Raw genomic sequence first — 13,703 nt, 5'->3', positions numbered from 1 at the left:
GTGTCCCTTTTACAATTGCTTCTTTCTGTGAGTCTTTTCGTTAAAGCGTAAGAATTTATCGATGTAGGGCGCTGGTGGCAAATCCATAAAAAAACAACCCCATTTTTATTATCCTGTCAAATAATAGTGCTTTAAAAATAGATAATAGTAATAATATCAAAAATAAAAGTTAAACTATTAAGTAATGATAGTAATACTATTATATTGGCAGCTGTAACTATTATTTAAGCGCATATGGATCGTCTAATGCAATCAATTAAAATAGGAATAAACGAGAAGTTATATCTAAAGGACCCGGAGTCTACCACTCTGGGCAAACGCATTGTAGAAGAGGGCATCTTGTTGATCAATGAAATTGGTTTTGAGAACTTCACCTTTAAAAAACTAGGGCTTAAAATAAAAAGCAATGAAAGTTCTATCTATCGTTATTTTGAGAACAAGCACAAATTACTATTGTATTTAACGTCTTGGTACTGGGGTTGGGTAGAGTACAGGTTGGTGTTCGCCACCCATAACATACAAGACCCGCAGGAAAAGCTCAAAAAAGCGCTGACGCTCGTAACCAGCCCTGTAAAAGAAGATTCTAATTTCACCCACATAAACGAGGTGCTTTTAAGCAAGATCGTTATAAACGAGTATTCTAAATCGTACCTCACTAAAGAGGTAGATACGGAGAACAAGGAGGGCTATTTTGTAATCTATAAAAGGCTGGTAGGCCGTTTGAGCGCTATGGTCACCGCTGTAGATGAAACCTATAGTTACCCCAGCAGTTTGGCCAGTACGGTGTTGGAAGGCTCTTTGCACCAACATTTTCTAAAGGACCATTTTGCCTCCTTAACGGACTGCCACCAAAAAGACGCCACAACCAACTACTTTACAGAACTGGTATTTAATTCTTTAAACAAAAAACCACATGGCTAAAAACGTACTTACTGCTTGGCAACGTTTAATGGGGCTGCTAAAACTAGATAGAAGAGATGTTTTACAGACTTTTTATTACGCCATTTTTGCAGGTTTGGTAAACCTATCGCTTCCGCTGGGTATACAATCTATCATTAACTTAATACAGGGGGCGGAGATTTCTTCTTCATGGATTCTTTTGGTTATTTTGGTGACGGGCGGAGTTGCTTTTGCGGGAATTCTACAGATCATGCAGATCCGTATTGTAGAGAATATGCAACAGAAAATCTTTACGCGGGCCTCTTTTGAGTTTACGTACCGTTTTCCAAAAATAAAGATGAGCGAGCTGCGCAATTATTATCCGCCGGAACTGGCCAATCGTTTTTTTGATACCATTACCTTACAAAAGGGACTTTCCAAACTCTTGCTAGATGTGCCTGCGGCACTTTTACAGATTGTTTTTGGGCTGTTGCTGCTGTCTTTTTACCATCCGTTTTTTATCATTTACGGCATCCTTTTGTTGTTATTGGCGTATTTGGTTTTCCGTTTTACGGTACAAAAGGGACTGGATACCAGTTTGGACGAATCTAAAAGCAAGTACAAAGTGGCACATTGGATCCAAGAAGTGGCACGTTCGCTGGTAAGTTTTAAACTCTCCGGCGCCACCAGCCTTGCCGTAGATAAAAATGATATTCTAGTAACGGATTACCTAAAGGCACGCGAAAGCCATTTTAGGGTGTTGCTAATGCAATTTGTGCAATTAATTGGTTTTAAAGTATTGGTTACCGCCGGACTTTTAATTATTGGAGGGCTGTTGGTACTCAACCAAGAAATGAACATTGGGCAGTTTGTTGCCGCAGAGATTATTATTCTTTTGGTGATTACTTCCGTGGAAAAATTGATCCGTGGTTTTGAAACCTTTTATGATGTGTTGACCTCGCTTGAAAAAATAGGTCAGGTAGTAGATCGCGAATTGGAAAGCCAAGGAGGTGAAACACCGTTGAAAGATGATGACGAATTAGCGGTAGAACTAGATAAAGTTTCTTTTAGTACAGCGGGCAAGAAAAACATTTTACACGATATTTCTTTTAAGATAAAACCTGGAAGCCGGCAGCTGATCGTTGGGGAGAACGGTTCCGGTAAATCTACTTTACTTCGTCTAATTGCAGGCATAATAGGGCCTACAGAGGGTACTATTTATGCCAATGATTTTTCGCTAAAGGGCATTAGTCCTAGCCATTACAGGTCGTTCATAGGGCAGTGTATTTCAGAAGAGAGTCCGTTTGAAGGTACTATTTTGGAGAATATCACTTTTGGCGATAAAAGAATTCCGCACGTAGACCTGCATTGGGTACTGGAAAATATTGGTTTGCTACAGTTCATAAAAGAGCAGCCTAATGGGCTCAACTCTATGATTTATCCAGAAGGGCAACATATACCGTATACCATAGCACGCAAAATAGTTTTGGCGCGCAGTATTGTACACATGCCAAAATTACTCTTGTTGGACGATCCCTTGGACCAGTTTGATGAGGCAGAAGGAGAGCGTATCATGAAGTTTTTGACCAATAAGTCAAACCCGTGGGCACTGGTAGTGGTAAGCCACGACCTAAGGTGGGTAAAAGTATGCCAGAAAATAATTACGTTAAACCAGGGGCAACTTGTTTCCATAACCTAAGAAGCTATGCTGAATATATCTAACAATCCCTTAAATAAAACAGTGCATCTTACAGGTTATAAATCTACCGAAAAGGTGTTTCACCAAAGGCACTACAAGCACTTTAACCGGTTTTTGTTGGGCTCTGCGCTTTTTGGTTTTATCCTGCTTTTTTTACCGTGGACGCAGAGTGTACGTGGAAAAGGTAACTTAACTACCTTGAGTCCGCAGCACAGACCGCAGACCATACAATCGCCCATTCCCGGACGTATTGAAAAGTGGTATGTGCAAGAGGGCGATTATGTAAAAAAAGGCGATACCATTCTACATATTTCCGAAGTAAAGAACGAGTATTTTGACCCGCAGTTAATGGAAAGAACGGGTCAGCAAATACAGGCTAAAAACAGGTCTGTTGAATCCTATCAAGGCAAAGTAGGCGCGTTGAACAACCAAATTTCCGCATTGGGCAACGAGCGTAACCTAAAATTGGAGCAAGCAAAGAATAAATTTTTACAATCTAAACTAAAGGTAAAGAGCGATAGTATAGACCTTGAGGCGGCAAAAACAAATCTGAGCATTGCCGAAAGGCAGTACAACCGTATTGAGCAATTACAGACCGAAGGCTTAAAATCCATGACCGATGTGGAGGGAAAAAGACTAAAACTTCAGGAAACCCAAGCGAAGCTCATTTCCCAGGAAAATAAATTGCTGGCCGCTAAAAATGATGTGCTCAATGCCGAGATGGAAATTAACCGCGTGCGCGTGGCATACACCGATAAAATCTCTAAGGCGCAAAGCGATATGTACACGGCGCAGTCCAATCAGTTTGATTCCGAAGCACAGGTAAGCAAATTAGAGAATCAGTTTGCCAATTATGAGATCCGTACCGGAATGTACTATATAAAAGCACCCCAAAGCGGATACATCAATAAGGCCATACAAGGGGGTATTGGAGAGAATTTTAAAGAAGGAGACCGTTTAGTGGGCATTATGCCTTCTGAGTATGATATGGCGGTGGAAACCTATGTAGCCCCAATGGATTTGCCTTTGGTACACGTAGGCGAGAAAGTCCGCATACAGTTTGATGGTTGGCCCGCTATCGTTTTCAGTGGTTGGCCCAATGCTTCGTACGGAACGTTTGCTGGCAAAATTGTAGCCGTAGAAACCTTTATTGATGTCAACGGAAAATACCGTGTGTTGATCGCCCCGGACAATGACCCGGAAGCGGAGCCATGGCCAAAGGATATTCGCGTAGGTTCCGGTGCCAATACCCTTGCACTTTTGGAAGATGTGCCCATTTGGTATGAGCTGTGGCGCCAGATAAACGGATTCCCACCTAACTATTATCAGCCAAAAACAACGGCCTCAAAAACGGATAAGAAATGAAGAAAGTGTGGTTTTCTCTCTTTGTCATCTTCTGTTTTGGAGGACATGCCCAGCAGAACGGAGACGTAGTTTTAAGTTTTAACGAGTATCTGGGGTATGTAAAAAAGTACCACCCTATAGCCAAACAGGCAGAATTGAACATTGGTATGGGGCAGGCCGAACTTATGGGCTCCCGTGGTGGTTTTGACCCCAAAATAGAAGTAGATTATGACCGGAAGGAATTTAAGGGCACGGAATATTATGACCGTCTGAACGCCACTTTTAAAATTCCTACTTGGTACGGGGTGGAGCTAAAAGGAAATTTTGAACAAAACGAAGGCGAATATTTAAACCCGGATCAAACTGTACCCACAGACGGATTGTATAGTGCGGGCGTATCCGTTTCGGTAGGGCAGGGGCTGTGGATCAATGAGCGTATGGCCACTTTAAAGCAAGCCAAAATTTTTAAACAACGTTCTGCCGTAGAACGGGATTTACAAGTAAACGAGGTGCTTTTTGAAGCTTCCTTGGCCTATTTTAATTGGTTGCATGCCTACCAAGATGCACAGGTGTATTCAGATTTTTTGGTGAATGCCAAGGTGCGTTTTGAAGGTGTGAAAAAGAGTGCACAAGCAGGAGAAGTGGCTGCTATTGATACGGTAGAAGCTAAAATTGCCATGCAAGACCGCGACCTGAATCTGGAGCAGGCTAACGTCCGTTTTATGAAAAGTGCGTTGGAACTTTCCAATTTTCTGTGGATGGGTGATAATATGCCCGTAGAATTACAGGAAAATGTTATTCCGGAGCTGAACCTGGCCGGTGAAATAGATACCACTCTGGAAATCATGGGAAAACCCTTGGATAGTTTTTCTATGGAAAATCACCCGAAACTAAAATCTTTGGGGTATAAGATTGATGAGCTTACCGTAGAAAAACGATTGAAAGCCAATAAGCTGTTGCCTAAAATAGAAGTACAGTATAATTTCTTGACCGAAAAACCGGAGTACATTTCCAGTTTCACCACTGAAGCCTACAAAGGTGGAGTAGCGTTTAGCATTCCCCTTTTTCTGCGAAAAGAACGCGGCGATCTAAAACTGGCAAAACTAAAATTACAGAATGCCGAGTATGAATTGGACAATGCCGAAATACGAATCAAAAATAAAATTATAGGCCTGTACCGCGAACTGGAATCTTTTGAAAAGCAGAATGTTTTAATAGATGAAGTGGTGTTCAATTACAATACCATGGTGGCGGCAGAAGAGCGTAAGTTTGGTTTTGGAGAAAGCTCCTTGTTCTTGGTGAATTCCCGCGAGAGCAAACTTATAGATGCCGAGCTCAAAAGGAACGCCGTGCAGAATAAATTCTTCTCCGCAAAAGCAAAGCTGTTCAATTCTATTGGGGTGAACCCTGAGCTATAACGCTACGGTTGTAGTTGCTAATATTCTGTATAAGTTCAGGTCGGTTTTTACTCGATAATCGAGATTAAATGCCCCGAGGCTTGCCTCGAAATCAAGGTGTATTCTTTTTAACACCTCGAGGGCTTGTCCCGAGGTTTACTTTTTAGTTTGAAAAATTATAAATTACAAGAGTTGACAACGCTAATAAATTGGTGTTGGCCTTATTCCCACTACTTCTTTACTACCGCTGTAAAACGCTGAGTAGGGTTTTTCATCACAACATTTTTAGCAAAGACTACAGTATTTGTTTGCTTTCGGTAGCCTTACAAAAAAGGTAACGATCTACTAACATTGGCCTAAAATGTTAGGGGCTCGTTAATGTATTGCTAAAGCTGTCTTAACAATGGCGGTCATCAAATGAAATAGTTTTGCGCCGTGCAAAAGGCCTATACATATAGGTTCTTAAATGCCGAGAAATTCTATAACCCAACACTTTTATTTTATGTATTCAAAAATCCGATTTTCAAAAATCGTCTGTGCTTCGGTATGGTTCGTAACCTGGGCAGGTTTTAGTGCTAGTCCGTCTCATGCTTTAGTTACAAAAAGCAATGATGTTACAGTCGTTGGAACAAACAATGACCTAAAGCCTGTACAACAAACAATTTCCGGTACTATTACCGATGAAACTGGAGCGCCCTTACCGGGTGCCACTGTACTAGAAAAAGGAACCACCAACGGCACCACCACAGATTTTGATGGTAATTATAAAATCAGTGCACCAGAGAACGCCGTTCTTGTAGTTTCTTATTTGGGGTATTCAACAAAAGAAGTTTCTGTAAACGGGCAAACCAATTTGACTGTTCAATTAGATCCAGACGCTACACAATTGGAAGATGTGGTTGTAGTAGGTTACGGTACACAAAAAAGATCTGATATTACCGGGGCCATTGCGTCTGTAAAAAGTGAAGATTTTAATCAAGGTGTAGTTGCCAACCCAGGAGAACTTTTACAAGGTAAAATGGCCGGTGTTAATATAGCCACTACCAGTGGTGAGCCAGGTGCTGCCCAAAACGTAATTATTAGAGGTATTGGTAGTCTGCGTTCAGGAACGCAGCCGTTGTATGTGGTAGATGGTTTCTTGTTAGATAATTCTTCTACAGGTTTTGATACCAACCCGTTAAACTTTTTGAACCCTAATGATATTGAGAGTATAGATGTACTAAAGGATGCCAGTGCCACTGCGGTATACGGTTCTAGAGCTTCTAACGGGGTGGTGGTAATTACAACCAAAAGAGGAAAATCCGGAAAAACGGAAATGAACTTTTCAGTATCTACGGCTATGTCTTCTATGGCAAACACGATAGATGTTTTTGGTGCTGATGATTTTCGTAGAGAAGTAGCAGCAGCAGGGGGAACTCTAGAAGATTTTGGTGCAAACACAGATTGGCAAGATGAACTGACACAAACGGGTCTAACCCAAAACGTGAATTTCTCCATGAGCGGAGCAACGAGTGAAAAATTTTCATATTTCGCATCTGTAGGATATCTAGACCAAGAAGGTATTTTAAAAAATAGTGAGCTTAAAAGGTACTCTGGAAAACTGAACATGAACCAGAAAGCGTTTGGTGGTAAGTTGAGCATTGACTATAATATTACGGCTTCCCATACAGAAAACTTAAGACCGGACATTAACTCTACCATAAGTGATATGTTGAGTCTAAACCCAACTATTGCCCCATACACGAACGGTGAACCAACTTTGTTGAACACTAACGCACTGAATCCGGTTTTAAGAAATGATCTATATAGTGACACGGCTATGAACAACCGTATCTTGGCGAGCATTTCCCCTTCCGTAACTATCGTAGACGGCCTAGTGTATAAGATGAACCTTGGGGTGGATTATTCGGCCACTAATAGAGATAAGCAGTATAAGCCGTTTCCATCGGTTGTAAATGAATCTAATGTTTCGGACGGTTCGTTAGAAACAGATATCAGGACCAATACGAACCAGTTGGTAGAAAATACACTTACCTATAACTGGAGTCACAGCAAACATAATGTGATTCTTTTGGCGGGGCATTCATACCAAAAATTTCAAGACGAATCCAGACAATTTCAATACCGTGGTTTTGCCAATAACAATATAGAACCTAAATACCAAGACCAGACCAGTACGGATGAATATCCTACCTCGGTAAGTGCTTCTGCCGTTAAGAATGAACTACAGTCTTTCTTTGGAAGGTTAAACTATACCTATGACGATAGGTATTTAGCTACGGCTACGTTTAGAGCGGATGGTTCGTCAAAATTTGGTGAGAATAACAAATACGGCTATTTTCCTTCTTTTGCGTTGGGATGGAACATTAGCAATGAAGATTTTATGGCCAACTCGGTTTTTAATAACCTAAAGTTGCGTGCTAGTTGGGGTAAAACAGGAAACCAAGAGATTCCTTCTAAAATTACAAAGGCAAGTTTTGCCGAAGATAGATTGATTACAGGTAGCCAGAGTTTAAACACTTACCCTATTGATACGGATTCTAATTCCATAGATGGTTATCCTTACGGTATTGTTTTTACCCGTTTGGCGAATCCAGATTTGCAATGGGAAGTTTCTACACAGATTGATTTAGGTATTGATTTTGCTCTTTTTGATTATCGTTTGAGCGGTACTTTGGATTACTTCAATAAAAAGTCTACTAATATTCTGTTGGAAGTGGTTCCTGCAGATCCTGTTGAACCTACGTCTACTTACTGGAGCAATATTGAGAATATGGAAATTCACAACTCAGGTTTTGAATTGGGCTTGGATTACAGTAGTGATGCTTCAAACGATTTCTCATATAATATTGGAGGAAACATTACCTACATCCAAAATGAGGTAAAAGATTCGCCGTATTCAGTTTTAACCACAGGGGCGGCACAAGGTTCCGGTCAGACAGATGCAACTATTAACGGGTACATCAACAACGAGTCTATTGGTGCGTTCTACATGCTAACTTTTGATGGTATTGGAGAAGATGGTTTAAATAAGTTCAAGGACATTAACGGAGACGGAGAAGTATTGGATGATGACCGTAGCGTAGTGGGTAGTGCTATTCCAGATTTGATTTATGCGTTTTACCTGAACTTTAAATATAAGGCATTTGATCTTGGTTTGAACTTTAACGGAGTTTCTGGTAATGAAATTTACAACCACACCACTATGACGCTTTTCAGCAAAGCACAATTGTCCAGATCCAATAACTCAACAGATTTTGCAACGGAATTCCCAAGTGAATCTGCTAACAATTCCAATACCGTTTCTACACGGTATTTAGAAGATGGTTCTTTCTTACGGTTGAACAATGCAACGTTATCATACAATCTTAGTCCGGATAAAATTGGCTTTGGAGAAGCGTTTCAGAACATTCGTTTCTCGGTAACTGGTCAAAACCTTTTTGTACTTACAGATTATTCAGGGTTTGATCCAGAAGTAAACACAGGATCTACAGAAGGCGGAATTCAGACTTTTGGTATTGACCGTTTTACGTATCCAAAAGCAAGAACGTTTATGGTAGGTCTTAACGTAACGTTCTAAAAGGAAAACAAACGATAGCTTTTATATCACTTAGAAAAACAAAATAAAATGAAAAATAGAATAGTTTATAGAATATGGCCGGTAGCTATAATAGTGCTCGCATTTCTTGGCTGTACGGATTTGGAAGAAGAGATTCTTGATGAGTCGTTAACGGGAACCGGCCAAGCGGAAGTGGTTAGTGGATCTATAGCTCCGGTATATGGTATGCTTAGAAATGTATGGTTGCACACCGTTAATTTTGGACTGCAAGAAGTAGCTTCGGATGAAGGTATTCTTCCCTACCGTGGTGGAACGGATTGGTTTGACGGCGGTAAATTTATTGCGGTTCACCAACACCTTATGACGCCCGGGAACGGTTTGGTAGGTGATGCTTGGACAAATATTACCTTAACTATTTCAAGAGCTGTATTGGCTGAAGAAAGATTACGACCGGAAGCCGAAGCAGGTGATGCCGAAGCACAAGCGGCATTGTACGAAATGATAGCCATGAAGGCGTACTTAAATATGCTAACACTTGATAACTGGGGCGTTGTTTTTAAGAAGACCAGTTCAGATGAAATCTCTGAAATCCTAAGAGGACAAGAGGCAATAGATTATATAGAAAGCGAATTTCTATCTGTTGTAGATGTCATCAGTACAGAAAAAGGTCCAGGTAGGTTGAATAAAGATGCAGTAAGCGCTTTATTGGCACGTTTGTATTTGAATGCTGCCGTTTATCGCGACCCTTACGGAACGCCAGATTTTAGAACCGAAGATATGGATAAGGTGATTGAGTACACGAGCGATATTATTTCCGGACCGTACGCATTATCTCCGGAATATTTTGAATTGTTCAATGACGATAACAACACCAATCCTGAGCTTATTTTTGCACTGGATCAAAGAGGGGTTTTACAAACGGAGCATAGCCGTTGGGCGTATTGGTCAATGTCCGGGGACCAGATTCCAAGACCTGAGTTCCCAAGTACGCGTGGAACGGATGCGGTAGCGGCTACTTCTGATTTTTACCAGACGTGGGTAGATGCGTATGGAGCTGTAGATCCTGCAGATGCAGATGCACGTTTTTCTCAAACAAATACCATCATTTCAGAAGAACTTCAAGATTTAACAGGAGTGAACCCGAATAATGATTCGGAACACTTTTACTGTGTAGATGCTCAAGATTTTGAAGTAGATAGAGGTTTAATTCGCGGTATTATTTGGGGACCTAGAAAAGATGAAGGAGGTAATATTTTGACTTGTGATGATGGTTCGGTTAGGATTTACCCGGTTATCAATAAAAGAAGTAGTGGTGCGGACATCCGTTATGTAGATCATAATCTAGAGGTTGATTTTTCTGATGAAGGTAGTTTACACAACACAGGTTACCGTTTCTCAAAATATCAGTTCAGTCACACCGCACCAAACTGTTGTACGAACAGTAGCGTAGATTTGGTTTTGATTCGTTTGGGTGAGATTTATTTGATGCGTGCCGAAGCAAAATTGAGAAATGGCGATAATGCAGGTGCATTGGCGGATATCAATACTTTAAGAACGTCAAGAACTGCGCGCCCAGAGCAGATACCACAGCCGTTGGATGCCATTGATTTGGATATCTTGTTCCGTGAAACCGGTTTTGAATTGTATTGGGAAGGTTTCAGAAGAAACTACCAAATACGTTTCGGTAAATACGAAGGTAGTTGGACGGGTAAGACCGATACCGATGTAAACAAAAGGTTGTTCCCTATTCCTCAAAAAGCAATGGATGGCGCTTCAAGTGAGCAGGGCTTTTTGGTGCAGAATCCAGGCTATTAATTCCTTTTATAAGAAAAAAGAAGATGCGGCAAGAAATAAACTTTCTTGCCGCTTTTTTTCACACTAAATTCAAGGTCTAAAAAATAATTTAAAGAGAACACATCTTAATCCAATCTATATGAAAACTATTTACCTTCTAATCTCATTGGTATTGACGGCATTTTTCGTCAATACAACATTGCCGGAACAAAAAGAGAACCTTAAGATGACGGATATTCAGGTCATTGGTAGCCACAACAGCTATAAGGTGGCGATTGAAAAACCGTTGTTTGAGTATTTGTTCCAAAAGAACCCTGCTTTAAGCGGATTGGAGTATGACCATATTCCTTTATCCGGACAATTAGATTTGGGACTCCGTAGCTTGGAACTAGACGTTTTTCATGACCCAATGGGAGGTCATTATTCCAACCCAAAAGGATTGGAAATCGTAAAAGCTGCGGGTACGGAACCGAAACCGTTTGATGTTGAAGAGAAATTGAAAATACCTGGATTAAAGGTATTCCATATACAAGAAATAGATTTTAGAAGCCATCAATTGGTGTTTAAGGAGGCTTTAGAGGAACTAAAATCATGGTCCGATGCCAACGAAGGGCATAACCCAATTATCATCACTATTAATACAAAAGACAGTGAAATACCGGATACGAGAAAACCATTGCCGTTTGATGCGGAAGCTCTAAAAAATCTGAATGCGGAAATCTTAGCCGTTTTTTCTAAGGAAAGGATAGTAACACCTGATTTGGTACGGGGCGATTTTGGAACCTTGGAAGAAGCGGTTTTGGAACAAGGTTGGCCAGTATTGAACAAAGTACAGAATCGGTTTTTATTTGTTTTGGATGAAGGTGGAGAAAAAATGGAAACCTACTTAAAGAGCTTTCCAAATTTAGAAGGTGCCGCCTTATTCGTTAATCAAGAAGAAGGAAACCCAACTGCGGCTTTTAGGATTCTCAATAATCCAGTGGAAAATTTTGAACAAATTAAAAAATTGGTGAGTTTGGGGTATATGGTTCGCACCCGTGCTGATGCCGATACCAAAGAAGCCCGTGAAAATGATTATAGCAGATTTGAAAAAGCAAAAGCTTCCGGCGCTCAGATAATCACTACGGATTATTACTTGCCCAGCACGCTTTTTAAGTCCGATTTTAAAGTTAGTTTTGAAAACAACAGTTACGAAAGAATCCGAGAATAAAAAGGATGTTTAGAAAAGTAATGCCATATCTGCTGGTTTTCGCTTTATGCGGATGCAAAACAGAGCCGTCTCAAAAGGAAAATCCACAGAAAGAAATTAAGGTCGCTTTTATGGCGGATATCCATTTTGCAGATGTCTACCCAAATTTAGATGAAAGCGACTTTAAAGGCATTTTCGATAGTGTGCAAAACCGAAGTTCGTTACTAAGAACTATGAATGCGCAACTGCATTCTACGCGACTTTTCAACGAGAACTATTTTGCCTTTTTTGCAGCTTTGGATGATGCGGTAGCCAAAGGAATAAAAACCATTGCCTTGCCTGGGGATTTTAGTGACGATGGTCAGCCATTGCATATTAAAGGGCTAAGAAAAATATTGGACCGCTACGCTGCCGAACATGATATAGAATTCTTTCTCATTAACGGGAATCACGACCCAACCACTCCTTTTGGTGAAGAAGGCGGAAAGTCCGATTTTTTAGGTGCCAATGGAAAAGCCCAGCCTCTCATGAGTGAGGTAGGAAAATATAGGGCGAACGAGGAATATCAAAACCCCACCCAAGTGGTGGCCGATTTAAAAGAATGGGGGTATGAAGATATGGTTCAGGAGTTACATAATCATGGGTTTTTTCCAAAAGAAAGCTATCGGTATTGGTCTACTCCGTTTTCTGAATATTCGGTTGAAGAGTATACTTTTCAAAAAGCGAAAACGGCTTCCGATTTAGCTCGTAGAAATTACCGTTTAGAGACGTCCGAGGTCCTTTTGCCAGATGTGAGTTATGTGGTGGAGCCAGTAGACGGACTTTGGTTATTGGCGTTGGACGCCAATGTATACCTGCCCAAAGAAGATGGAGATTTTAGCGGTGCTGGTATTGGTTACAACGAAGTTCTGACGCACAAAAAACATCTTATCCGCTGGACGGAAAACGTGGTCAAAGAAGCAAACCGACTGGGAAAAACCCTTATTGCCTATAGTCATTACCCCATGGTGGATTTTAACGATGGTGCTTCCAAAGACATTGCGGCCTTGTTTGGTGAAAAGGCTTTTCAAGCACACCGCATTCCGTCAGATTTAGTAGGGGAAACCTTTGCCAATATTGGCCTGAAAGTACATGTAGGCGGTCATATGCATTTGAACGATACAGGGGTGTTCACCACTAAAAAAGGAAATACGTTGGTGAATATTCAGAGTCCGTCTTTGGCGGCCTACGTGCCCGCGTATAAAATTATAACCATCAAGAACCCGACTCAAATGGAGGTGGAAACCGTGGTTCTGGATGAGGTAAAAGGGTACGATACTTTCTTTGGTGCGTATGAAAGGGAACATGATTTTCTAGCCTCTCATTTTGAAGATGAGGTATGGGAGAAAAATATCCTTTCCACGGCATCGTATTTAGACTATACCAAAACGCACTTACAAGAATTGGTACGCTTACGATTCTTACCTAGCGATTGGCCGGAAGAACTCGTTCAGCAGTTACTCAACCATAATGGTTGGGAGCTTTTGACCGCTTTGGATTCCGAAGAAAAAATTAAGGCCGAGCTTCAAAAAGAAGAATTGACCATAGAAGATTTTTCATCTTGGCAAGGAATGGACCTTATCGTTGACTTTTACAAGTTTAAAAACGGAGATGAACTCGCCAAACGAGATATGGATTCCCAACGCTTAAAAGGGTACCGGTTTGTATTGAAAAAGTGGTCTGAGCAAACTGAAAACACTGCCCTAAAACAATTCGCCGTCATATTCAAAAAACAGATGGAAGGGGAGCCTGCCGTTAATTTTAGTATCGATTTAAAAACAGGGGAGTTACAACGGGATTAGG

The 13,703-nt window shown here is 40.9% G+C and carries 8 protein-coding genes; all 8 read left to right on the top strand.

Annotated features, from left to right (window positions below; all coding sequences use genetic code 11):
- The first annotated feature begins 234 nt into the window (after nt 1–234).
- On the top strand, nt 235–921 hold the full coding sequence (locus IWC72_RS01725) for a TetR/AcrR family transcriptional regulator (RefSeq protein WP_194528629.1): 687 nt from the start codon (nt 235–237) through the stop codon (nt 919–921).
- A complete protein-coding gene (locus IWC72_RS01720) occupies nt 914–2,578 on the top strand; it encodes a peptidase domain-containing ABC transporter (protein WP_194524537.1) in 1,665 nt (554 codons plus the stop codon). The genes IWC72_RS01725 and IWC72_RS01720 overlap by 8 nt, the downstream gene beginning before the upstream one ends.
- A gap of 6 nt (nt 2,579–2,584) precedes the next feature.
- Nucleotides 2,585–3,943, top strand: coding sequence for an HlyD family secretion protein (locus tag IWC72_RS01715; RefSeq protein ID WP_194528628.1), 1,359 nt, complete (start codon nt 2,585–2,587; stop codon nt 3,941–3,943).
- Nucleotides 3,940–5,340: a TolC family protein gene (locus tag IWC72_RS01710; RefSeq protein ID WP_194528627.1), complete on the top strand. Its 1,401-nt coding sequence runs from the start codon at nt 3,940–3,942 to the stop codon at nt 5,338–5,340. Before IWC72_RS01715 ends, IWC72_RS01710 begins: the two co-directional genes overlap by 4 nt.
- 481 nt (nt 5,341–5,821) lie before the next feature.
- On the top strand, nt 5,822–8,899 hold the full coding sequence (locus IWC72_RS01705) for a SusC/RagA family TonB-linked outer membrane protein (protein WP_194528626.1): 3,078 nt from the start codon (nt 5,822–5,824) through the stop codon (nt 8,897–8,899).
- A gap of 48 nt (nt 8,900–8,947) precedes the next feature.
- Nucleotides 8,948–10,693, top strand: a complete 1,746-nt coding sequence (locus IWC72_RS01700) for a RagB/SusD family nutrient uptake outer membrane protein (RefSeq protein ID WP_194528625.1) — start codon at nt 8,948–8,950, stop codon at nt 10,691–10,693.
- 118 nt (nt 10,694–10,811) lie between these two features.
- Nucleotides 10,812–11,882, top strand: a complete 1,071-nt coding sequence (locus IWC72_RS01695) for a phosphatidylinositol-specific phospholipase C1-like protein (RefSeq protein ID WP_194528624.1) — start codon at nt 10,812–10,814, stop codon at nt 11,880–11,882.
- 5 nt (nt 11,883–11,887) lie between these two features.
- Nucleotides 11,888–13,702 (top strand): metallophosphoesterase family protein, encoded by a 1,815-nt coding sequence (locus IWC72_RS01690; protein WP_194528623.1) that lies wholly within the window; start codon nt 11,888–11,890, stop codon nt 13,700–13,702.
- Nucleotide 13,703 lies beyond the last annotated feature (1 nt).

This window comes from Zobellia roscoffensis (assembly GCF_015330165.1).
GTDB classification, from domain to species: domain Bacteria; phylum Bacteroidota; class Bacteroidia; order Flavobacteriales; family Flavobacteriaceae; genus Zobellia; species Zobellia roscoffensis.
This window is presented reverse-complemented; position numbering and strand designations above follow the sequence as displayed.

Coding starts and splice junctions, on each gene's coding strand:
- IWC72_RS01725 (WP_194528629.1), top strand. CDS start 235: ATGGATCGTCTAATGCAATCAATTAAAATAGGAATAAACGAGAAGTTA.
- IWC72_RS01720 (WP_194524537.1), top strand. CDS start 914: ATGGCTAAAAACGTACTTACTGCTTGGCAACGTTTAATGGGGCTGCTA.
- IWC72_RS01715 (WP_194528628.1), top strand. CDS start 2,585: ATGCTGAATATATCTAACAATCCCTTAAATAAAACAGTGCATCTTACA.
- IWC72_RS01710 (WP_194528627.1), top strand. CDS start 3,940: ATGAAGAAAGTGTGGTTTTCTCTCTTTGTCATCTTCTGTTTTGGAGGA.
- IWC72_RS01705 (WP_194528626.1), top strand. CDS start 5,822: ATGTATTCAAAAATCCGATTTTCAAAAATCGTCTGTGCTTCGGTATGG.
- IWC72_RS01700 (WP_194528625.1), top strand. CDS start 8,948: ATGAAAAATAGAATAGTTTATAGAATATGGCCGGTAGCTATAATAGTG.
- IWC72_RS01695 (WP_194528624.1), top strand. CDS start 10,812: ATGAAAACTATTTACCTTCTAATCTCATTGGTATTGACGGCATTTTTC.
- IWC72_RS01690 (WP_194528623.1), top strand. CDS start 11,888: ATGTTTAGAAAAGTAATGCCATATCTGCTGGTTTTCGCTTTATGCGGA.